Annotated in this window: 22 protein-coding genes; 12 read left to right on the top strand and 10 right to left on the bottom strand. The window is 63.7% G+C overall.

Annotation, left to right across the window (positions count from 1 at the left end; all coding sequences use genetic code 11):
* Positions 1-104: 104 nt before the first annotated feature.
* The 4 genes from N430_RS27130 to N430_RS27115 form a co-directional block, all read right to left on the bottom strand.
* Positions 105-593 (bottom strand): GreA/GreB family elongation factor, encoded by a 489-nt coding sequence (locus N430_RS27130; RefSeq protein ID WP_110639759.1) that lies wholly within the window; start codon positions 591-593, stop codon positions 105-107.
* A 69-nt stretch (positions 594-662) separates the two neighbouring features.
* The gene (locus N430_RS27125; protein WP_103445754.1) at positions 663-1,019 is read right to left on the bottom strand and encodes a hypothetical protein; all 357 of its coding nucleotides are present in this window, start codon (positions 1,017-1,019) and stop codon (positions 663-665) included.
* A gap of 257 nt (positions 1,020-1,276) precedes the next feature.
* Positions 1,277-3,130 (bottom strand): DUF4105 domain-containing protein, encoded by a 1,854-nt coding sequence (locus tag N430_RS27120; protein ID WP_110639760.1) that lies wholly within the window; start codon positions 3,128-3,130, stop codon positions 1,277-1,279.
* A gap of 75 nt (positions 3,131-3,205) precedes the next feature.
* A complete protein-coding gene (locus N430_RS27115; protein WP_054887210.1) occupies positions 3,206-3,694 on the bottom strand; it encodes a DUF3015 domain-containing protein in 489 nt (162 codons plus the stop codon).
* 252 nt (positions 3,695-3,946) lie between these two features.
* Between N430_RS27115 and N430_RS27110 the strand changes: the two genes are divergently transcribed.
* The 5 genes from N430_RS27110 (at position 3,947) to N430_RS27090 (ending at position 8,620) form a co-directional block, all read left to right on the top strand.
* On the top strand, positions 3,947-6,385 hold the full coding sequence (locus tag N430_RS27110) for a Lon protease family protein (protein ID WP_110639761.1): 2,439 nt from the start codon (positions 3,947-3,949) through the stop codon (positions 6,383-6,385).
* A gap of 162 nt (positions 6,386-6,547) precedes the next feature.
* Positions 6,548-6,886 (top strand): hypothetical protein, encoded by a 339-nt coding sequence (locus N430_RS27105; RefSeq protein ID WP_085673987.1) that lies wholly within the window; start codon positions 6,548-6,550, stop codon positions 6,884-6,886.
* Between the two features lie 108 nt (positions 6,887-6,994).
* Positions 6,995-7,483, top strand: coding sequence for a TIGR00645 family protein (locus N430_RS27100; protein WP_003247486.1), 489 nt, complete (start codon positions 6,995-6,997; stop codon positions 7,481-7,483).
* 128 nt (positions 7,484-7,611) lie between these two features.
* Positions 7,612-7,917 (top strand): DUF6482 family protein, encoded by a 306-nt coding sequence (locus tag N430_RS27095; RefSeq protein ID WP_110639762.1) that lies wholly within the window; start codon positions 7,612-7,614, stop codon positions 7,915-7,917.
* Between the two features lie 85 nt (positions 7,918-8,002).
* Positions 8,003-8,620, top strand: a complete 618-nt coding sequence (locus N430_RS27090; RefSeq protein WP_110639763.1) for an FKBP-type peptidyl-prolyl cis-trans isomerase — start codon at positions 8,003-8,005, stop codon at positions 8,618-8,620.
* Between the two features lie 26 nt (positions 8,621-8,646).
* On the opposite strand, the gene N430_RS27085 is transcribed toward N430_RS27090, so the two are convergent.
* The 3 genes from N430_RS27085 to N430_RS27075 form a co-directional block, all read right to left on the bottom strand.
* Positions 8,647-8,892, bottom strand: a complete 246-nt coding sequence (locus N430_RS27085; RefSeq protein WP_060512530.1) for a hypothetical protein — start codon at positions 8,890-8,892, stop codon at positions 8,647-8,649.
* 81 nt (positions 8,893-8,973) lie between these two features.
* The gene (locus N430_RS27080; protein WP_110639764.1) at positions 8,974-9,315 is read right to left on the bottom strand and encodes a zinc ribbon domain-containing protein YjdM; all 342 of its coding nucleotides are present in this window, start codon (positions 9,313-9,315) and stop codon (positions 8,974-8,976) included.
* Between the two features lie 127 nt (positions 9,316-9,442).
* Complete coding sequence (locus N430_RS27075; RefSeq protein WP_110639765.1) at positions 9,443-10,411, bottom strand: polyprenyl synthetase family protein; 969 nt, start codon at positions 10,409-10,411, stop codon at positions 9,443-9,445.
* Positions 10,412-10,655: 244 nt separating this feature from the next.
* On the opposite strand from N430_RS27075, the gene rplU reads away from it, so the two are divergent.
* The 5 genes from rplU to N430_RS27050 all read left to right on the top strand — a co-directional run bounded on the left by rplU (position 10,656) and on the right by N430_RS27050 (position 14,346).
* Positions 10,656-10,970 (top strand): 50S ribosomal protein L21, encoded by a 315-nt coding sequence (gene rplU / locus N430_RS27070; protein WP_003247466.1) that lies wholly within the window; start codon positions 10,656-10,658, stop codon positions 10,968-10,970.
* A 38-nt stretch (positions 10,971-11,008) separates the two neighbouring features.
* Positions 11,009-11,266 carry a 50S ribosomal protein L27 gene (gene rpmA, locus N430_RS27065; RefSeq protein ID WP_003247464.1) on the top strand — a complete coding sequence of 86 codons (258 nt, stop codon included), beginning with the start codon at positions 11,009-11,011 and terminating at the stop codon, positions 11,264-11,266.
* Between the two features lie 188 nt (positions 11,267-11,454).
* Positions 11,455-12,684 carry an Obg family GTPase CgtA gene (cgtA, locus tag N430_RS27060; RefSeq protein WP_110639766.1) on the top strand — a complete coding sequence of 410 codons (1,230 nt, stop codon included), beginning with the start codon at positions 11,455-11,457 and terminating at the stop codon, positions 12,682-12,684.
* 85 nt (positions 12,685-12,769) lie between these two features.
* A complete protein-coding gene (gene proB, locus N430_RS27055) occupies positions 12,770-13,888 on the top strand; it encodes a glutamate 5-kinase (protein WP_085673978.1) in 1,119 nt (372 codons plus the stop codon).
* Positions 13,885-14,346 carry a CreA family protein gene (locus tag N430_RS27050; protein WP_110639767.1) on the top strand — a complete coding sequence of 154 codons (462 nt, stop codon included), beginning with the start codon at positions 13,885-13,887 and terminating at the stop codon, positions 14,344-14,346. The genes proB and N430_RS27050 overlap by 4 nt, the downstream gene beginning before the upstream one ends.
* A 106-nt stretch (positions 14,347-14,452) precedes the next feature.
* Here N430_RS27050 and mksF read toward each other — a convergent pair whose 3' ends face one another.
* The 3 genes from mksF to mksB are packed head-to-tail and all read right to left on the bottom strand — an operon-like array spanning position 14,453 to position 19,255.
* Positions 14,453-17,284, bottom strand: coding sequence for an Mks condensin complex protein MksF (gene mksF / locus N430_RS27045; RefSeq protein WP_110639768.1), 2,832 nt, complete (start codon positions 17,282-17,284; stop codon positions 14,453-14,455).
* Complete coding sequence (gene mksE, locus N430_RS27040; protein ID WP_027918273.1) at positions 17,281-17,988, bottom strand: Mks condensin complex protein MksE; 708 nt, start codon at positions 17,986-17,988, stop codon at positions 17,281-17,283. The genes mksF and mksE overlap by 4 nt, the downstream gene beginning before the upstream one ends.
* Positions 17,978-19,255, bottom strand: a complete 1,278-nt coding sequence (mksB, locus tag N430_RS27035) for an Mks condensin complex protein MksB (protein WP_027918274.1) — start codon at positions 19,253-19,255, stop codon at positions 17,978-17,980. The genes mksE and mksB overlap by 11 nt, the downstream gene beginning before the upstream one ends.
* A 201-nt stretch (positions 19,256-19,456) precedes the next feature.
* Here mksB and N430_RS27030 point away from each other — a divergent pair, with 201 nt between their 5' ends.
* Positions 19,457-20,245: an energy transducer TonB gene (locus tag N430_RS27030; RefSeq protein WP_110639769.1), complete on the top strand. Its 789-nt coding sequence runs from the start codon at positions 19,457-19,459 to the stop codon at positions 20,243-20,245.
* Positions 20,242-20,697: a ribosomal protein S18-alanine N-acetyltransferase gene (rimI, locus tag N430_RS27025; protein WP_060512520.1), complete on the top strand. Its 456-nt coding sequence runs from the start codon at positions 20,242-20,244 to the stop codon at positions 20,695-20,697. The genes N430_RS27030 and rimI overlap by 4 nt, the downstream gene beginning before the upstream one ends.
* The last annotated feature ends 87 nt before the right edge of the window (positions 20,698-20,784 follow it).

The following is a 20,784-nucleotide window of genomic DNA, read 5'->3' as shown; positions in this document are numbered from 1 at the left end:
GCTTTGCGGCCCTTTCGCGACACAAGGCCGCTCCTACAGAAGTGCGCTGTCCCCTGTAGGAGCGGCCTTGTGTCGCGAAAGGGCTGCAAAGCAGCCCCTGGGCCTCAACCGATCTCCATAATCTCGATCATCTGATCCCCCGCCGGCCTTCTCCACAGCACTTCATCCCCAGGCCCGGCCCCAAGCAAGGCCCGCCCCAGCGGCGATCCCCAGTTGATCATCCCGCGCCCGGCATCCGCTTCATCCTCGCCCACCAGCTGTACCACCTGCTCCTGGCCCTGTTCGTCGACGAACCTGACCCGGCTGCCAATCTGCACCTTACTCAGTGAAGTCGCCGCCGGCACCACCTGCGCGCTCTGCACCCGCGCGCTGAAATAGCGCAGGTCGCGCTCGGTATCGGCCAGGCGCTGCTTGTCACCGCGCTCGCCCTGCGCCTGCAACTCGCTGCGCAAGGCATTCAGCTCACTCACGCGCTGTTGCAGCTGGCGCAGGCCGCTGGCGGTGACGTAGTTGGGCTGGTCGCTCACGCGCCGCTCCACCGGCTGGTCAGCCTGGGCGGCGGCCTGGTCTTCGTTGACGAATGCTCGGCTCATGCAATGGCCTCCTTACTGTTGGAGACCAGCATGGCAGGCCGGTGGTTTCAGTGGATGTCCGTTTGCGACCTACTTGCTGCGATAGGCACGGGCGGCGCCCTGGTCTTTCTCCTGCTGCCACTCGCGATCACGCTCGTCCCAGAAGCGCTCATGGTACTGGCGCTGTTCCTCGCTGTTCTGCATCGCGTGGCACTGGCGGAAACCATCGTCCCAGCCAGTCTCGTAGTGGCGATCGTGCAGGTAACGCGGCACGTCTTTCTTGAAGTCGCCAACCATCAGCCCGGCCGCCTGACGGCCGCTGCTGCAACCGTCCTGATAGCCGTCGGCGTAGGCGGGGGGATAACCGTGGTTGACCATCTGATCGTGGGTGGTTTCGCAACCCGCCAGCAGCAACGCAATGCACACACCAAACCAGTACCGCGACATGACCACCTGGACCCTTGGATAGATACCGGAAAGTCTAGGTGGCGATTTGTCGGGGAGCTGTCAAAACAGTGTCAAAGAGTCGGTTGGTTCACATCTGTCTGCCTTGACGCAATCATTGTGGGAGCGGCCTTGCCGGGGCGCCGGACCGGTCGGAAAGGGCCGCAAAGCGGCCCCGGCAATATCAGCTAGAACGCGGAAATCATGGGGGCGCTTCGCACCCCTTTCGCGACACAAGGCCGCTCCCACAAAGGGCCGCGTCAATAGTGATACCACTTGAGCTCCAGCATCACCTCATTCTGCGCCGTTGCCAGGTGGCTGAACTCGCGCGAAGCACTCAATCTCACCCCCAGGTTCTGGCTGATTTCCCACTGCTGGTTCAGGCTTACACTGCGCCGCACCTCGCCATTGGTGAAGTAATCGCCCTTGGCCTCCAGCGTCATGTTGCCCAGCCCGTTGCGCCACAGCAGCCCACCATTGAACCCCGTCGCCGGGGCGACGAACTGGGCGAAGTCGTTGTGGTGTTCGACCCGCACCGTGCCCAGGGCAAAACCCAGCAAGCCATCGGCCAGTTGCCAGGTGCCACCGGCACCGCCATTCACATGGCTCACCAGCACCTCGTCGTCATGCTTGCCCGGCACCCGCTCCAGGCCACCAGCCACCTGCCAGGACCAAGGCTTGAGCAGCTCGTTGCGCGGCGTCAGCGAGCGGATGGTGGCCAGGTCCAGGCGCTGCACCTGCCAGTCGTTGCCTTCGTACTGGCGCACCTTGAGCTGCAGGATCTCGATCTGCGCCCCCAGCGGGAAGCCATAGGCATTGTCGTTGAGGTCGTGGTAGGCCATGCGCAGGCCGTATTCGGCGTAGGCGCGGTCCTCTCTGGTGCCGACGCCCAGTTGCCAGGTCCGCGAGTCATGGCCGTCCTCGGGCAAGCCGGGGCGCTCGATCTGCAAGGGCGGCGGCGGGTTGCTGTTGATCGCCCGCAGCAGCTCGAAACTGCGCTTGGCCTGCCCGGGGTCACGCTCCTGGCCATTGGCCCGGTAGCGCTCCAGGCGGTATGCGGCATCCTGCACCAGCGCCTGGCGCTCGCGGGGCAGGGCTTTGAAATCTGGGCTTTGCAGCTGCGTGGTATCGGCACTGACGGCCAGCACCTGGCGCTTCTCGTCATGATCCAGCGGCTCGGCCCGGGCCAGCAGTTCGCGCTCGCGTGACGGGCGGTAGGTTTCGCTGGCGACCAGGCCCGATTGCTTCACCGCTTTGACCGTGTCGGTGGGAATGGCGGTGAGTGGGAACTGCGAGGTCAGGTCCAGGCTCGGCCGGGCCACCTGCAGCAACTCCAACAGGCGGTAGGAGCAGTTTTCGTCGAAGAAGAAGTAGTCGAACTGGATCTGCTTCAGCTCCCAGACGTGCTCGACCATGCGCCCGGTTTCTTCCGGCGTCAGGTCCAGCTGGTATTCCCACAGGTCGCGGTTCTCCAGGCTGCGGTACTCGGAGAGCTTTTCCTGGTAGGGCATCAGTGCGAACAGGCCCGGGTAGCCGCCCATCAGGCCCTTCCAGGCATACAGGATGCTGTTGTCGCTGCCTTCGATGTAGGCGCCAAAGTTGATCGCATAACTCAGCAGCGTGGTGTCGTCGCTGCGGGTGTTGGACTGGTCGATGCGCAGCAGGGTATGGCCGAACATCGACGAGGGGCTGTTCAGGTAGGCCGCCGGGAAGATCAGCGCCGCGCTGTGCGGGTCGATCGACTTGTACCAGGTCTTGAATTCCTGGCAGTCCGGCTGCGGCAGGCCTTGCAGGTCGAGCTGTTCACGCAGCCAGCGGGTGCGTGCGGGGAATACGCACTGGGCGTGCTTGTCACCCAGGCTCGCCGGGGCGTACAGCGCTTCGACCGTGGCCTTGAGCTCCTGGTCCGGGTGGTGCGCGCCGTCCTCGGCGAGGAAGAAGGCGTCGTCGTCCACATAGCTGCGCCAGCCGCCGAGCTTGGCGGTTTCGTAGTGGCCCAGGGCAATCCAGTAAGGGGTGTTGGCCAGTTGCTGGATACGGCCTGGGTCCAGCACGGGCATGGCATGAACGGGGGCGCAGGCACACAGCGCCAGGGAAGCGAGGCGTTTGAGCATGTCGGGCAACTACTTCTTAACGATGCCGAAAAATGGCGAAACCCGCCCCGGAAGCCGGGGCGGGAGCAGCTGCACTCAGGCCTCGGTGGCGTATTTGGCCAGGCGTGGGTCGTTCTTCAGAACGGCCAGAGTGTTGCTGTGGACAGTTTCGGCAGTCACGTCGGCGCTGCTGAAGATCTGGTTGAAGTGCTGGTGGGTGACCGAGGCGAAGTAGCCACGATCTTCCGGCGCGACACCGAGGACCACGGCGTAGGTGGTCAGGGCTTCGCCCTGGCCCATGGCCATGTCTTCGGACAGCTCGTTCATCATGCCATTCATGGCAAACCAGGATTTACCGCCGTAGGTCAGCGAAGCTTTGGTCGAGCAGCCGTTGGTGCCCGAGGTCATGCCGAAGGTGGCGTTACCGGAGGTGCCGTTGGTGGTGGAGGCCAGGAAGTGCGCTGGCGTACCGCGCTGGCCTTCGAACAGCATGTTGCCCCAGCCGCAGTTCGGGCCGCCCGGCGCTTCGGCGAGGGCGTTGAGCGAGACCACGGTGAACAGAGTACCCAGAAGAATCCGTTTCATAGCATTGTTCTCTTTGTCTTAACCAAGGGTCAGGGTTATCTGGCAACGCGGTTGCCAGGTCGGGAAAGCATTTCACCCACCCGCGCAGCTTGGAGTTTAGGCATGTTCTAAAGGTTGCGTCGTTGATTGCGAAAAATTTGCTTGTACATGACGGCGTCCCGCCTGCGACATAAAGTCCCGTGGAGCCTTGCAAGGCGCGCGCGGGCAGCGCCAGAATGCTGCGTATCTGCCCCGCCGAAGTAAGGAAACCCAATGCCCGATCCTGTCGCTGCGCGCCTGCGTCTCGCGCCTGAAGCCCTGACCCGGCGTTTCTCACCCGAGCAGTTTGCCTTTACCAATACCGACGATCTGGAGCCGTTTCGCGGAGTCCTGGGCCAGGAACGTGCTGTCGAGGCCCTGCAGTTCGGCGTGGCCATGCCGCGCCCTGGTTACAACGTGTATGTGATGGGCGAGCCGGGCACCGGCCGCTTCTCGTTCGTCAAGCGCTACCTCAAGGCCGAGGGCAAGCGCCAGCAGACCCCGGCCGACTGGCTCTACGTCAACCATTTCGACGACACCCGCGAGCCACGTGCACTGGAGCTGCCTTCCGGCAGCGCGGCCGAGTTCATCAGCGACATGGGCGGGTTGATCGACAACCTGCTGTCTACTTTCCCTGCGGTGTTCGAGCACCCGTCGTACCAGCAGAAGAAGGGCGCCATCGACCGCGCCTTCAACCAGCGCTATGACCGTGCGCTGGATGTGATCGAGCGCGCCTCGCTGGAAAAGGACGTGGCCCTGTACCGCGATGCCAGCAACGTCGCCTTCACCCCGATGGCCGACGGCAAGGCACTGGACGAAGCCGAATTCGCCCAGCTGCCTGAGGAAGTTCGCGAGCAGTTCCACGAGGACATCGCCCTGCTCGAGGAGCGCCTCAACGAAGAGCTGGCCAGCCTGCCGCAATGGAAACGCGAGTCGAACAACCAACTGCGCCAGCTCAACGAAGAAACCATCACCCTGGCCTTGCAGCCGCTGCTGGCGCCACTGTCGGAAAAGTACGCCGAGAACGCCGCCGTCTGCGCCTACCTGCAGTCCGTGCAGCTGAACCTGCTGCGTACCGTGGTCGAGCAACTGGTTGAAGACAGCAAGACCGACGCCGCTGCGCGCAAGCTGCTCGAAGAGCAGTACGCACCGAGCCTGGTGGTCGGCCACCACGCTGATGGTGGCGCGCCGGTGGTGTTCGAGCCGCACCCGACCTACGACAACCTGTTCGGCCGCATCGAATACAGCACCGACCAGGGTGCGCTGTACACCTCGTACCGGCAGTTGCGCCCGGGCGCGCTGCACCGCGCCAATGGCGGCTTCCTGATTCTCGAAGCCGAGAAGATGCTGGGCGAGCCGTTCGTCTGGGACGCCCTCAAGCGCGCCCTGCAGTCGCGCAAGTTGAAGATGGAGTCGCCGCTGGGCGAGCTGGGCCGTGTTGCCACGGTCAGCCTGACACCGCAGATGATCCCGCTGAACATCAAGCTGGTGATCATCGGCTCGCGCCAGCTGTACTACGCGCTGCAGGACCACGATTCGGACTTCCAGGAGATGTTCCGCGTGCTGGTCGACTTCGACGAAGACATGCCGATGGTCGACGAAAACCTCGAGCAGTTCGCCCAGTTGCTGCGCACCCGCACCAACGAAGAAGGCATGGCGCCGCTGACCAGCGATGCCGTGGCGCGCCTGGCCACCTACAGCGCCCGCCTGGCGGAAAACCAGTCGCGCCTGTCGGCACGCATCGGTGACCTGTTCCAGCTGGTCAGCGAGGCTGATTTCATCCGCCAGCTGGCCAGCGACGAGATGACCGATGCCGGGCACATCGAGCGTGCGCTCAAGGCCAAGGCCACCCGCACCGGGCGTGTTTCGCAGCGGGTGCTCGACGACATGCTCGCCGGCATCATCCTGATCGACAGCGAAGGCGCGGCCATCGGCAAGTGCAACGGCTTGACCGTGTTGGAGGTCGGCGACTCGGCGTTCGGCATGCCGGCACGCATTTCCGCCACGGTCTACCCGGGCGGTAGCGGCATCGTCGACATCGAGCGCGAGGTCAACCTCGGCCAGCCGATCCACTCCAAGGGGGTGATGATCCTCACCGGGTACCTGGGCAGCCGCTATGCCCAGGAATTCCCCCTGGCGATTTCCGCAAGCATCGCCCTGGAGCAGTCCTACGGCTATGTCGATGGCGACAGTGCCTCGCTGGGTGAGGCGTGCACGCTGATCTCGGCCTTGTCGCGCACACCGCTCAAGCAGTGCTTCGCCATCACCGGCTCGATCAACCAGTTCGGTGAAGTGCAGGCGGTGGGTGGGGTCAACGAGAAGATCGAGGGCTTCTTCCGCCTCTGCGAGGCACGTGGCCTGACCGGCGAGCAGGGGGTGATCATCCCGCGTGCCAACGTTGCCACGCTGATGCTCGACGAGCGCGTGCTGCAGGCGGTGGAGAACGGCATGTTCCACGTCTATGCCGTGAGCCAGGCTGACGAGGCGCTGAGCCTGCTGGTGGGCGAGGACGCGGGCGAACTCAACGATGAAGGCGTCTTCACCGAAGGCAGCGTCAATGCCCGGGTGGTGGAGCGCCTGCGCGAGATCGCCGAGATGATCAGCGAGGAAGAGGTCGAGAAGGCAGAAAAGGAACGCCTGGAAGAGGTGATTGCCCAGGCCAAACCGGCCTGAGTCAATAAATCGGCGCTGGCGGCCATGTGCTACCGTTCAGCGCCGGTTTTCCATCTTTCTGTACTGTTCTTCTATGCTGGAACTTAAGGACGGTATCAGGGTTCAGGATGGAAACAGCCTGGGTTTTCAGGCTGAACAGGGCTCATTGGAGGGGACGCGGCCATGCGCAACCTCAGCCTTACTCGCCAGTGCCTGGGCCTGGTGACCCGCATTGAATGCAGCATTCGTCCGCTGGCCGGCGATAACGGCATGTGGACCTTGCTGTTCGCCGCCGGCATGGCCGGTGAACAACCCTCGGCGATCAAGGCCCAGGGGCCTTTCCACGGGCCGATGGTGGCCGAATCCGTGCTCAATGCCATCGTCGACAGCCTCACCCTGCACGGGTATCAGGTGGCCGAAGATCCACAGATCTGGTGCCTGCATCTGCAGGCTCAGCTGCGGCGGATCAACGGTGAACGCTGCCGCAACCTGGGGGATTACCAGTTCCACCCTGAAACCTGAGCATACACACCGAGAAGTGCGGCATCTGGCCGCAGGCTTTTGCTGTCACAGGTGGCTGGCTATACTCGCGGCCGATTTTCCAGTCACCTGACGAGTCCCAAACCCTCCATGGAACGTATTCTCGAAAACGCGATGTATGCCTCGCGCTGGCTGCTCGCACCCATCTACTTCGGCCTGTCCCTCGGCCTGCTGGCCCTGGCGCTGAAGTTCTTCCAGGAAGTTGTCCACGTCCTGCCCAACGTCTTCGCCCTCAGTGAAGCCGACCTGATCCTGGTCATCCTGTCGCTGATCGACATGTCGCTGGTTGGCGGCCTGTTGGTGATGGTGATGATTTCCGGCTACGAGAACTTCGTCTCGCAGCTGGACATCGACGAGAGCAAGGAAAAACTCAACTGGCTGGGCAAGATGGATTCTTCGTCGCTGAAGATGAAGGTAGCCGCGTCGATCGTGGCGATTTCGTCCATCCACCTGCTGCGGGTGTTCATGGACGCGCAGAACATCTCCACCGACTACCTGATGTGGTACGTGATCATCCACATGACCTTCGTGGTCTCGGCCTTCTGCATGGGCTACCTGGACAAGCTGACCAAGCACTGAGTCCGGTTGCCTTTCACACCGCCCGGCCGTTGCAAAACGGACGGGCGGTGGCGTTTATGGCTTGTGCTTTAAGCCGGTCCGTACAAAAAATGAGCACTCATGCGTGGTTCCCAAAGCGAGGTGCTCTCATGAACCTGCAGCAGCTCAACTCCGAGGCCAGGGCCGGCCATGTCGACGAACTGAACCTGATTGCCATTGAAGGCGGCGACTACCTGATCGAGGCCCGGGTCAAAGGCCATCCCCATCCCCTGTCCGATACCCGCGGTGAGCGCTTGCGCGTGCACTCGGTGGAGGATGCGCGCAAGTTGCTGCAGACCATCCCGATGGTGTCGATGAACCTCGTGCACTGGTCGGTGCAGGATGAAATGTGCGGCATGGGCACGCACCCGGAAGAAGACCTGAAGGTGCCGATTTCCCAGCGTTCGGCCTGGTAGCTGCTCGCGGCGCCCCAGTGTGCTAGGCTGCTCGCCCTTTTCATCAAGGGCGCGGCTGCACTGCGCCCTGCCGTGGAGCACGACAATGTCCGAACTCAACCTGTCCACCGACGAAACCCGCGTCAGCTACGGCATTGGCCGCCAACTGGGCGGCCAGCTGCGCGACAACCCGCCACCAGGCGTGAGCCTGGAAGCCATCCTGGCCGGCCTGACCGACGCTTTCAGCGGCGCCGAAAGCCGTGTCAGCGAAGCCGACCTGTCGGCCAGCTTCAAGGTCATCCGTGAAGTGATGCAAGCCGAAGCAGCTGCCAAGGCTGAAGCCGCCGCTGCCGCTGGCAAGGAATTCCTGGTCGAAAACGCCAAGCGTGAAGGCATCACTACCCTGGCTTCGGGCCTGCAGTTCGAAGTGCTGACCGCAGGTGAAGGCGCCAAGCCGACCCGCGAAAGCAACGTGCGCACCCACTACCACGGCACCCTGATCGACGGCACTGTGTTCGACAGCTCCTACGACCGTGGCCAGCCGGCTGAATTCCCGGTTGGCGGCGTGATCGCTGGCTGGACCGAAGCCCTGCAACTGATGAACGCCGGCAGCAAATGGCGCCTGTACGTGCCGAGCGAGCTGGCCTACGGCGCGCAAGGCGTTGGCAGCATCCCGCCGCACAGCACCCTGGTGTTCGACGTCGAGCTGCTCGACGTTCTGTAATGCCGTTGAGGCCGGCGCAGCCGGCCTCAATTCCAGTCTGTTCCCCCAGGGCGCAAGGCCCGTGCATAGCAGAACAGAAACAGGTTGCGCACCAGCTCCTTGAGCACTACCGGCTCACTCGAATTCAACCCGTACAGATCCAGGTCACCCTGGTCGCGCAGCTCGTCCAGTGCTTCTTCTTCGAGCACTGCGCACACCTCACCGGTTTCCCGGTGGAGGATGCGCAGATAGGGGTGGGGGCGGTCCAGCCAGGCGTCGATCAGATAAGTCATGGCTATTCTCCTTGGAAAGCGGTTCCAATGAGAATAATTCTTATTATCAGAATAGCAAGCGCCAATTGGCAGAATTTGTAATCAGACCTTACGCACGAATTCCGACTTCAGCTTCATGGCGCCGATGCCGTCGATCTTGCAGTCGATGTCGTGGTCGCCGTCGCACAGGCGGATGTTCTTGACCTTGGTACCGACCTTGACCACCAGGGACGAGCCCTTGACCTTGAGGTCCTTGATCACGGTAACGGTGTCGCCGTCCTGCAGGACGTTGCCGACCGAGTCCTTCTTCACCACGTCATCGCTGGCCGCTTCGGCTTCGCCGCTGGCCGACCACTCGTGGGCGCACTCGGGGCAGACCAGCTGGGTGCCATCCTCGTAGGTGTATTCGGAGTTGCATTTGGGGCAGGGTGGCAGAGTGCTCACTTCGGTTCCTTAAACAGACAGGCGGTTAAAGGCCCATATTGTATAAGGTCTAGCGGGAGAAGTATTTTTGTCCGGACAAATGCATTCGCGGCGCCGAAGCGCCGCGAATGAAGGCGACTGGGTCTGATCAGTGAGTACGCGCGACAGCAAACTCGCTCAGTTCAACCAGCGCATCCCGGTATTCACTGGCTGGCAGCACTTCCAGGCACTCGATGGCACGCTTGACGTAGTCACGCGCCAGTTCGGCGGTGTACTTCAGTGCGCCCGAGGCTTCGACAGCCTCGCGAATCTGCTCCAGGTCTTCCAGGCCACCCTTCTGGATCGCCTTGCGCACCAGTGCAGCCTGCTCCGGCGTACCTTCACGCATGGTGTAGATCAGCGGCAGGGTCGGCTTGCCTTCGGCCAGGTCGTCGCCGACGTTCTTGCCCAGGGCCTCGGCATCGCCTTCGTAGTCGAGCAGGTCGTCGACCAGCTGGAAGGCCACGCCCAGGTGGTCACCGAAGGTGCGCAGGGCTTCGCGCTGCGCTTCGCTGGCTTCGGCCAGTGCTGCGGCGCTGTGGGTCGAGGCTTCGAACAGCATCGCGGTCTTGCCGCGGATGACGTCCATGTAGACCTCTTCGGTGGTGCTGGCGTCGCGTACCCGCGACAGCTGCAGCACTTCACCTTCGGCGATCACCCGGGTGGCCTTGGAGAGGATCTGCATGACCGGCATCGAGCCGAGTTCGACCATCATCTCGAACGAACGCGAATAGAGGAAGTCGCCCACCAGCACGCTCGGCGCGTTGCCCCACAGGGCGTTGGCGGTGGAACGGCCACGGCGCATGCCGGACATGTCGACCACGTCGTCGTGCAGCAGGGTGGCGGTGTGCAGGAACTCGATGGTCGCGGCCAGCAGGCGCAGGTCGTCGCCTTCACGGCCCAGGGCCTTGCCGCACAGCAGCACCAGCAGCGGACGCAGACGCTTGCCGCCGGCGGACGTGATATAGTCGCCGATCTTCGATACCAGCGGCACGCGCGAGGTCAGCTGCTTCTTGATGATCTCGTCGACGGCGCTGAAGTCTTCAGCTACCGCGCGGTAGAAGGTTTGGGGTTGCATCGGCTGCTCCAGTGAGGTTGCGCGGCATGCTAGGTCGCGGGTCCCGGTGTGTCAAGGCGCGGTGCCCGCAGGCCGGGGGCGGGACTTGCAAGCAAAACCGCGGTTGCGTACAATCGCGCACCCTAACTTCCTGGGCAGCACCTGCCTTACGCAATTGCACAGGGCCGTTCCAGCCCCATGCAGCCATGCCAGCCAATACTTATCCTATAAAGCGCTGGGTGAGCAGGATTATCGGAGAAATACCATGTCTTACGCAGTAATCGTTACCGGCGGCAAGCAGTACAAAGTCGCTGAAGGTGAATTCCTCAAGATCGAAAAACTGGAAGTCGCCACTGGCGAATCCGTGACCTTCGATCGCGTCCTGCTGGTTGCCAACGGTGAAGAAGTCACCATCGGCGCACCAGTCGTCGCCGGCGCTAAAGTGGTTGCCGAAGTCGTTTCGCAAGGCCGTCACGACAAGGTTCGCATCATCAAGTTCCGTCGTCGTAAGCACCACATGAAGCGTATGGGCCACCGCCAGTGGTTCACCGAGATCAAAATCACCGGTATCCAGGCTTAATCGCCTCGGTCCCCTGAATTTATTTGGAGAATTGAACCATGGCTCACAAGAAGGCTGGTGGTAGTACTCGTAACGGTCGCGACTCAGAATCTAAACGCCTTGGCGTGAAGATGTATGGCGGCCAGGTTATCAAGCCAGGCAACATCATCGTCCGTCAGCGCGGCACCGAATTCCACGCTGGCTACGGCGTTGGCATGGGCAAGGATCACACCTTGTTCGCCAAGATCGAAGGCGTGATCAAGTTCGAGAAGAAAGGCGAGTTCATGCGCCGTTACGTGAGCATCGTCGCCGCCTAATCGCGACGTCGCTCCAGAAGCCCCGTCATGCGACGGGGCTTTTTCGTTTGTGGTGAGCCTCTTGCAAAGCTGTTTGTTTGGGCTGCCGGCGTGGGTTTCTACGGTCGTACGGGGCCGCCGCGCTCATTTTTGCAAGAGCCTCAGGTTTTTCAGTATTCAACTCGCCCGCAGGCGAGAGGCGGTTTTCAATGAAGTTTGTTGACGAAGTATCCATTCGGGTCAAAGCCGGTGACGGCGGTAACGGTTGCATGAGCTTCCGCCGCGAAAAGTTCATCGAGAACGGCGGCCCCAACGGCGGCGACGGTGGTGACGGTGGTTCGGTGTACATGGTGGCCGACGAAAACCTCAACACCCTGGTCGACTACCGCTACACCCGTCACCACGAAGCCCAGCGCGGCTCCAACGGCGGCAGCACCGACTGCACCGGCAAGAAGGGTGAAGACCTGTTCCTGCGCGTGCCAGTCGGCACCACCGTGATCGACGCCTCGACCCAGGAAGTGATCGGCGACCTGATCACCCCCGGCCAGAAGCTGATGGTCGCCCAGGGCGGCTGGCACGGCCTGGGTAACACCCGTTTCAAGTCCAGTACCAACCGTGCGCCACGCCAGACCACTCCAGGCAAGCCGGGTGACCAGCGCGACCTGAAGATGGAAATGAAGGTATTGGCCGACGTTGGCCTGCTGGGCCTGCCAAACGCCGGCAAGAGCACCTTCATCCGCTCGGTTTCGGCGGCCAAGCCGAAAGTCGCCGACTACCCGTTCACCACCCTGGTGCCGAACCTGGGCGTGGTCAGCGTTGACCGCTGGAAGAGCTTCGTCATCGCCGACATCCCCGGCCTGATCGAAGGTGCTTCCGACGGTGCCGGCCTGGGTATCCGCTTCCTCAAGCACCTGGCGCGTACCCGCGTGCTGCTGCACCTGGTCGACATCGCGCCGCTGGACGAAAGCAGCCCGGCCGATGCCGCCGAAGTCATTGTCAATGAGCTGACCCGCTTCAGCCCGTCGCTGGCCGAGCGTGAGCGCTGGCTGGTGCTGAACAAGTCGGACATGGTCATGGACGACGAGCGCGATGAGCGCGTGCAGGAAGTGATCGACCGCCTGGAATGGGAAGGCCCGGTCTACGTGATCTCGGCCATCTCCAAGCAGGGCACCGACAAGCTCAGCCACGACCTGATGCGCTACCTCGAAGACCGCGCCGACCGCCTGGCCAACGACCCGGCCTACGCCGAAGAGCTGGCCGACCTCGACCAGCGCATCGAAGACGAAGCCCGCGCCCAGCTGCAGGCCCTGGACGACGCCCGCACCCTGCGTCGCACCGGCGTCAAGAGCGTGCACGACATCGGCGACGACGACGATGGCTGGGATGATGATTTCGAGGACGACGAAGACGGCCCGGAAATCATTTACGTGCGCGACTGATCGGTTGCAGTACACTAAACGCCGCTCTCAGGAGCGGCGTTTTTGTATCCACGGTATCTACAGATTCGACATAGGTTGGAAGAAGATGCGAAGCAAGGTGACGGGCGCCAAGCGCTGGGTCGTGAAGATTGGCAGTGCCCTGCTGACCGCCGATGGCAAGGGCCTCGACCGCGGTGCCATGGCCGTATGGGTCGAGCAGATGGTCGCGCTGCGTGAAGCAGGCGTGGAGTTGGTACTGGTCTCCTCCGGGGCCGTGGCTGCCGGCATGAGCCAGCTGGGCTGGACTTCGCGACCGAGTGCGATGAACGAGTTGCAGGCGGCTGCCTCGATCGGCCAGATGCGCCTGGTGCAGGCCTGGGAAACGAGCTTCGGCGAGCACGGCAAGCACACCGCGCAGATCCTCCTGACCCACGATGACCTGTCCGACCGCAAGCGTTACCTGAACGCCCGCAGCACCCTGCGTACCCTGGTTGACCTGGGCGTGGTGCCGGTGATCAACGAGAACGACACCGTGGTCACCGACGAGATCCGCTTCGGCGACAACGACACCCTGGCCGCGCTGGTGGCCAATCTGGTGGAAGCCGACCTGCTGGTGATCCTCACCGACCGCGACGGCATGTTCGACGCCGACCCGCGCAACAACCCCGAAGCCCAGCTGATCTACGAAGCCCGCGCCGACGACCCGTCGCTGGACGCCGTGGCCGGTGGTACCGGCGGTGCCCTGGGCCGTGGCGGCATGCAGACCAAGCTGCGCGCCGCGCGCCTGGCAGCCCGTTCCGGCGCCCACACGATCATCATCGGTGGCCGTATCGAGCGCGTGCTGGACCGCCTGAAGGCCGGTGAACGCCTGGGCACGCTGCTGTCGCCCGAGCGCGGCATGCTGGCGGCGCGCAAGCAGTGGCTGGCTGGCCACCTGCAGACCCGTGGCACCCTGGTGCTCGACGCGGGCGCCGTGCAGGCGCTGCGTGAGGCGAACAAGAGCCTGCTGCCGGTCGGCGTGAAGACCGTGCAGGGCAGCTTCCGCCGTGGCGAGATGGTGGTCTGCGTCGGCCCGGATGGCGTCGAGGTGGCCCGTGGCCTGGCGAACTACAGCGCGCTGGAAGCGCAGAAGATCATCGGCCAGCCGTCCGATCAGATCGAGGCCGTGCTGGGCTATATCGCCGAGCCGGAGCTGGTGCACCGCGACAACCTGGTGCTGGTATGAAGCTGCTCAAGCGGGCGCTCGCCCTGACCGTCTTTGCCCTGCCAATGCTGGCCGGGGCCGAGGAGATTGGCCAGGTGTCCACCGTGTTCAAGTTCCTCGGACCGAACGATCGCATCGTGGTCGAGGCGTTCGATGACCCCAAGGTCGAGGGTGTGACCTGCTACCTGTCGCGGGCCAAGACTGGCGGCGTGAAGGGTGGTTTGGGGTTGGCGGAAGATCGGGCGGAGGCTTCGATTGCCTGCCGTCAGGTCGGGCCGATCAACTTCAAGGGTGACTTGAAGGACGGTGAGGAAGTGTTCAAGGAGCGCACCTCGCTGGTGTTCAAGACCATGCAGGTGGTGCGCTTCCTCGACAAGAAGCGCAATACGCTGGTGTATCTGGTGTATAGCGACCGCATGATCGAAGGCAGCCCGCAGAATGCGGTGACTGCGATTCCGATCCTGCCTTGGGCTCATTGATAGCCAGGTAGATCGCCGGGAGGCCTTCGGCCTCCTTTCGCGACACAAGGCCGCTCCCACATTGGCCGGCGTACGCAGGACCTTTGTGGGAGCGGCCCCAACCACATCAGGCCAACTCTTCGGCCTGATCCTCCCGCACAATCGCCTTCACCTCATCCAGCCGGCTGATGTACTTCCAGTCCGCCTCGTCGATGTAGATGCCATTCGGCCCGCTGCCACCTTCCAGGTCGATCGCCACGCGCGCCGACACCTGCGGCTTCACGCTCGCCAGAATCGGCACGAAGCCCAGCTGCAGGCTGGTCTCCAGCAGCGCCGCCTGGTTGCGTTCGTCGATGTCCGCTGCCTCGTCGAGGTAGTACGGCAGGCGAATGCGCCCGGCCAGGTCGCGGTCCATCAGGTGCAGCAACAGGTACATGTTGGTCAGCGCCTTGATGGTCATGGTGGTGCCGTTGGACGCCGCGCCGTCGATGTCGGCGTGGATGATCGGCTGGCCGTTGACCTTGGTGATCTCGAACGCCAGCTCGAACAGGTCCTTCAGGCCCAGCTGGTTGTGGTTTGCAGCCACCAGCCGTGCCAGGTACTCCTTGGCCTCTTCGTTCTTGTTGTCCTGCTCGGCGCTCTGGGTCAGGTCGAACACCGACAGGGTCTCGCCCTCTTCGTATTGGCCTGCGCTGTGGATGATCTGGTCGATGTGCTTGAGCGCTTCCTTGTTCGGCGCCAGTACCACGCGGAAGCTCTCCAGGTTGGACACCTGGCGCTTGTTGATCTCGCGGTTGAACAGGGCCAGTTGGTGCTCGAGGCTGTCGTAGTCGCTGCGGATGTTGCGCAGGGTCCGGGCGATGTCGGTGACCGCAGCGCGGCGCGCCTTGGCCAGGGTCAGGGCCTCGTCGGTGCGGTGTGCATAGGCGTTCACCAGCAGTTGCAGGCGGCGCTCCATGTCGTCTTCGCTGTCGAACTTGGCCACGCCCTTGAGGCGCACCTGGGCGTACAGCGCCTCGATCTGGTTGTCGACGCGTTGCAGGGCCTGCCAGCTGTCCTGGTAGTCGTTGAGCATCGGCAGCAGGTTGTCCATGGAGTCGTCGACCGCTTCCATGAACGGCGTGCCGTAGGGCAGGTCGGCCGGCAGCAGCTGGCGGCGACGCAGGGCGTCTTCCAGGGTGCGCTGCTTGGCTTCGAGGTCGCCGATCTGGCGGCCGACCAGCTGCAGCTTGGCCGACAGTTGCTGGACGCGCTCGGTGAAGGCGTCGCTGGAGCGCTTGAGCTCGTCCTGGGCGGCTTCCAGCTGCGCCAGTTGCTCCATCTTCTCGGGCTCTTCGGCGCTCAGGGTTTCGCTGCGGCGGAAGTCTTCCAGGGCCTTCTGGGCGTCCAGCACTTCCTGGTACAGGGCTTCTGTCTGCGCCTTGGAAGCGGTGCGGTCGGCGGCGACCTGCTGCTGGGTCTTGAGCTGCTTGAGCTCCTTTTCCAGACGCTCCTTCTGGTCGCGCAGGGCTGCGCGGTCGGCCAGGGCCTGCAGGGCCGGTGGGTCGATGTTGGAGAGGTCGATGGACAGGCCAGGGGCTTCGAAACGCTCGCCCTTGAAGCTATCGAGCACTGCTTCGAGGGATTTCACCCACAGGTCGCTGTCATCCAGCTCGATGCCGCGGTCGCCCAGCGGCAGGCTGAACAGCGCGCCGTTGAACAGGCGCATCAGGCGGTCGACGTCCTGCTGCGAGAACTCTTCGCGCAGGCGGGCGTAGCTGTTGTTGTCGGCGTGGTCGAGCTGCTGCTTGACCTGCTTCAGGCGTTTTTCCAGGTCGCGCACGCGCTCGTCGAGGTCTTCGGCGCTGAACTGGCGCGACTGCGCCAGGGCGCCGGCCAGTTCGTCGTGGGCGTCCTTGGCAGCCAGCAGGCCCTGCTCCAGCACCTTGACGTCATCGACCAGGGCGAAGCGGTGCTTGAGCACCGACAGTTCGCCGAGCCAGCGCTGGATACCGGTGATTTCACGTTCCAGGCGCATCAGCTCCTGGGTGCCGCCGCGCTGGTCGTTCTGCAGGCGGTCCTGCTCGCCACGGAAGTGCTCGGCCTGGATCACCAGCTCTTCCTTGCGCGCCATGGCGTATTCCTGCCAGGTGCCCAGCAGGTTGTCGAGCAACGGCGAAAGGCGGTGCAACTTGCCGCGCAGGATGTCGCGCTGGGCCACGCCACCGGCCAGGGCCTCGACCAGCGGGCCGGCTGCGACCAGGGCGTTGTAGTCCTGCTCCATGCGGCGCACGTCGCGGAAGGCCTCTTCGCAGGCGGCGATGTAGTCGACGCTGCCCGAGCGCAGGCTGTGCTCGAAGGCATCGAGGAACAGCTGCTTGAGTTTGGCGGCGGTGATCTCGCGCATGTGCAGCAGGTTGATGAACAGCGCGCGGAAGGTTTTCAGGCTCTGCTCGCTGGTGGAGCGCAGCGGGATCAGGGTGAGGTCCAGCGGGCACGAGGTATGGCCGCCGACCAGCAGCCTGCGCAGTTCATCGGGCTTGAGCTCGTAGGCCTTCAGGCCCAGGCGCTCGAGGTTGGTGAACAGCTCTTTCTGGCGCAGGCAGGTGTCGTTCTTCTGGTAGTGGGCCAGGTCCAGCTCGCCCTTGTAGGCGAAGAACTGGTGGCCGAAACCGCCGCCCGGGCCGCGGCCGACCACGCCGATCACGTGCGGGCCGTGGGGCAGGTTCAGTTCGCAGAGGATGTACGAGGTGTCGCTGGCGAAGTAGAAGCGGCGCGACTGCTCCAGGCTGTACTTGCCGAAGCTCATGTCGGACATGCGCGCCAGGATCGGGAACTGCAGGGCGTTGATCGACGCCGATTTACCCAGGTTGTTGGCGCCGTACACCGACAGCGGGTGCTCCAGCGGGAACAGGCCGAGGCTGTAGCCGGCGGTGTTGAGCAATGCGAAGCGGCGGATGCCGTAGCGTTCCTGGCTCATGCGTCAATCTCCTGTTGCTCTTCGCGGATGGCCCGGGCCAGGGCGTCCTCTTCGCTTTCCTCGCCGTCGAACGGGGTGAGGTCGAGTGGGTCGTCGGTGCGGTTGAGTTGTTCCGGGCTTTCTTCTTCCACCAGTACCGGGGTCGGCAGTGGCAGGTCGCTGTGCAGGCTGGCGGCCAGGTCGCGGTCTTGCTGCACCGACAGGCACACGTCGAGGAAGCGGTGCATCGGCGGCAAGAAGCGGTAGATGCCGCCTTCTTCATGGGCGAAACCGAGCTGGGTCATGCGGCGCATGATCTTTTCTTCCAGCTCGTCGACGGTCTGCACTTCGGCCTGCAGGAACAGGTCACGGTACTTGTCCAGCAGCGAGGGCAGCTCGTCGCGGCCGATGCTGCCGCCGTCGAGCACGGCCATCGGGTCGCGGCCCTGGTCGGCCAGGTGCTCGACGATGATGAAGGTGAACAGCGACAGGCGCTGGGCGGTCTTGTTGACCTGCGCGGCGGCCTGTTCGGGGACGAAGTAGTAGAAGCCGCGGGTGTCGCACACCAGCTCGAAGCCCAGGGCCTTGAACAGGGTGCGGTACTGGTCCTGGAAGTTCGACAGCTGGGCGTACATTTCAGGATCGCGGCGGCTGACGTGGAAGCCCTTGAACAGCTCGCGGAAGATCGGCGCGAGCTGGGACAGTTCGGAAAGATCAAGATGCATTGGCTGGGCTCGCGTTGGTTTCAGGTTGCGCTTCGCGGCTGGACGTCAGGGCGAAGGAGCGCAGGCTGACCAGGTGTTCGTGGGTGGTGTACTCGCGCCGTTCCAGGCGTTCGCGCTTGAAGCGCTTCTCTCGCGACAGGCGCGAGAACCAGTACAGCAATTCGTCGGTGGCGCCTTCGGGCTCCTGGTCCAGCAGCCAGACCATGAGGTCGGGCAGGGGCAGGGCGTCTTCGCAGCGCTCGAGCATCTCTTTGACCGTGCGTGGCGCACGCGGCAGCGGGCCTTTCTGGGTCTTGTGCGCCTTGGGGAACTTGGCCGGTTTCGGCTCGAAGCGCGCCAGGGCATAGACGTAGGCCTCGACCTGGCTGGCGCTGCCGAGGAAGGTGCTTTGCGGGCGGGTGAACAGCGGCATGGCCGCCTGCGGCACGGCGTCGATGCCTTTGCGCCGGATCACCGACAGGGCCAGGGCCGCGCCGCGAGTTACGGCGTTGTGCCGGCGCGCTTCTTCACGCAGCGGCAGCAGCAGTTCGCGGGCGTGGCGCAGGGTCAGCTGGGCGCTGGTCTGCATTTCCAGGATGCGTGCGTGGGTGCGCAGCAGCATGTCGTCATCGACCAGGTGGCCGAGTCGCGCCTGTTCGCCGAGCAGCTTCAGCAGCACGGTCTCGACCTTGCGCACGCCTTGCTCGAAGGCGCCGTCGGCGTTCACCAACTGGATCATCGGCTCGACGTACTCGTCCCAGGTTGCCAGTACTTCGGCGTAACGCTGGCGCAGCGGGATCTGGCGGTTGCTGGTCTTGGCCCGTTCGGCCACGGCCACCAGCGCCTGCTCGTCGTTGTCGAGCTTCTTCAGTACGTCGCGCACGCGCATGTCGAGCAGGCGCAGCTGGCGCGCCAGGTCGTCGCTGTCGCGGTTGTCGAAGGCATCCTGGATATGCCCGGCCAGGCGCTCCAGGTGGCGCAGGTAGGCCTCGATCTCCAGGCACAGGCCCAGCCGGTGCTCGCGGCGCAGGTAGGCGAGGAAGTCGTGGATCTGGGCGTTGAGCTCGAAGCGGTTCGGGCTCTTGGCCACCGGCACCAGGATATCCAGGCGGATCCACACGTCGAGCAGCTGGGTGATGTCCTGCGGCGTGCTTTCCACCTGCTGGCGGCCCAGTTGCTGGCGCAGCTCCACCAGGCTCAGGGTGCCCTGGTCGAAACGCTCGCACAGCGGCTCGATCAGGGCCCAGTGTTCGGCTAGGGCGCGCAGGACGCGCTTGGGTTCGATCATTGGCGTCTACTCGTTGCCAAGTAAAAAGGGGGCGATTGTACTTCATCCGGGGGGGAGGATTTCACCCCTTGGTCTGTAATGAGAGATAACCTTGGCGCTTGTAGGGGATTCTCTGGCCTCAAATTTCCGCCGACCAGTTGCAGCACAGCCCGGCCAACAACGTTAGAATGTGCGACGTTTCGAACCCCGGACCCCCGAGCCTTGCTGACCGAACCCCGCCGCCGCGCCTACCTTTCCGCCATGCAAGTGGTGCATTGGCTGCCGCGCGCCGAACTGCCGTTCGCCGCGCCGTCGCGCCCCGAGCTGCTGCTGCCGCAAGCGCCGGTAGAGGAAGTCGATTTCGAGGTTCGGCCATCCGACCCGGCGGCCAGCGAGGCGCCGGTCGCGCCCCAGGCGCGCTCCGGCGAGCGCCCGAAAATCGAGATTCCGCGCCCGGGCAGCACGCCCAAGGTCGCTGCCAAGCCAGTCGAAGCCGAGGAAGAGGCCCCCGCACCGCGGCCGGCCCCGGTACCGCCGCCGCGCTTCTCGTTGCAGTTGCTGCGTGCCGGCAGTTGCCTGTTGCTGGTCGAACTGGCAACCGGTCAGCCTTTCCAGAGTCGCGACCCCTCCTATCTGCTGCTCAAGGACATGCTGCGTGCCGCCGGCCTGCCCGATGCGCCGCAGATCATCGGCGAGCCCGTGCGCTGGCCGCTGCTGGTGCGCGGCAACATGGACCAGGGCCCGGATGCTGCACGCGACTTCGTCCAGGGCTTCATCCAGGCGCGCCTGGAAGAAACCCCCTGCAGCGTGCTGTGGCTGATCGGCCTGCCGGCCATGCGTTTCGCGGCCAGCGCCGACGATACCGCCTATTACCAAGTACTGAAGGTCGACGGCCTGGGCGATGTCTGGGCCTTGCCGGGCCTTGAACTGTTGATGGACGAGCCGCAGCGCAAGGCGGACGTCTGGCAAGCGATGCGCCAGCTGATGGCGCGCTGGAAGAGCGTTGAATGAGTGACTCGATCAGTTTCCGCCCGATGACCGAGGCGGATCTGGATGCCGTGCTTAAGATCGAATATGCCGCGTTCAGTCATCCCTGGACCCGCGGGATCTTTCAGGATGCGCTCAAATCCTACGAAGTGTGGCTGATGTTCGATGGCCAGCAGCAGGTGGGGCATGGGGTGATCAACGTGATCATCGATGAGGCGCACCTGCTCAACATCACCGTCAAACCCGAGAACCAGGGCTGTGGGCTGGGGCTGAAGCTGCTTGAGCACCTGATGGCGCGGGCTTATCAGCTTAATGGCCGTGAGTGCTTCCTCGAAGTGCGGGCCAGCAACCAGTCGGCCTATCGCTTGTACGAGCGTTACGGTTTCAATGAAATCGGCCGCCGCCGCGATTACTACCCGGTTGCCGGTGGGCGTGAAGATGCGCTGGTGATGGCTTGTACCCTGCTTGAAGACTGAGTAAGCCTGTACCGGCCCCTTCGCGGGCAAGCCTGCTCCCACAGGTACTGCACAAAATTCGAAATGTGTAGGGATCCTGTGGGAGCG

Origin of the sequence: Pseudomonas sp. CC120222-01a (genome assembly GCF_003097235.1) — a bacterium.
In the GTDB taxonomy this organism is placed as follows: Bacteria; Pseudomonadota; Gammaproteobacteria; order Pseudomonadales; family Pseudomonadaceae; genus Aquipseudomonas.
Note: the sequence above shows the minus strand (reverse complement) of the source record. Positions and strands in the feature narration are given on the sequence as shown.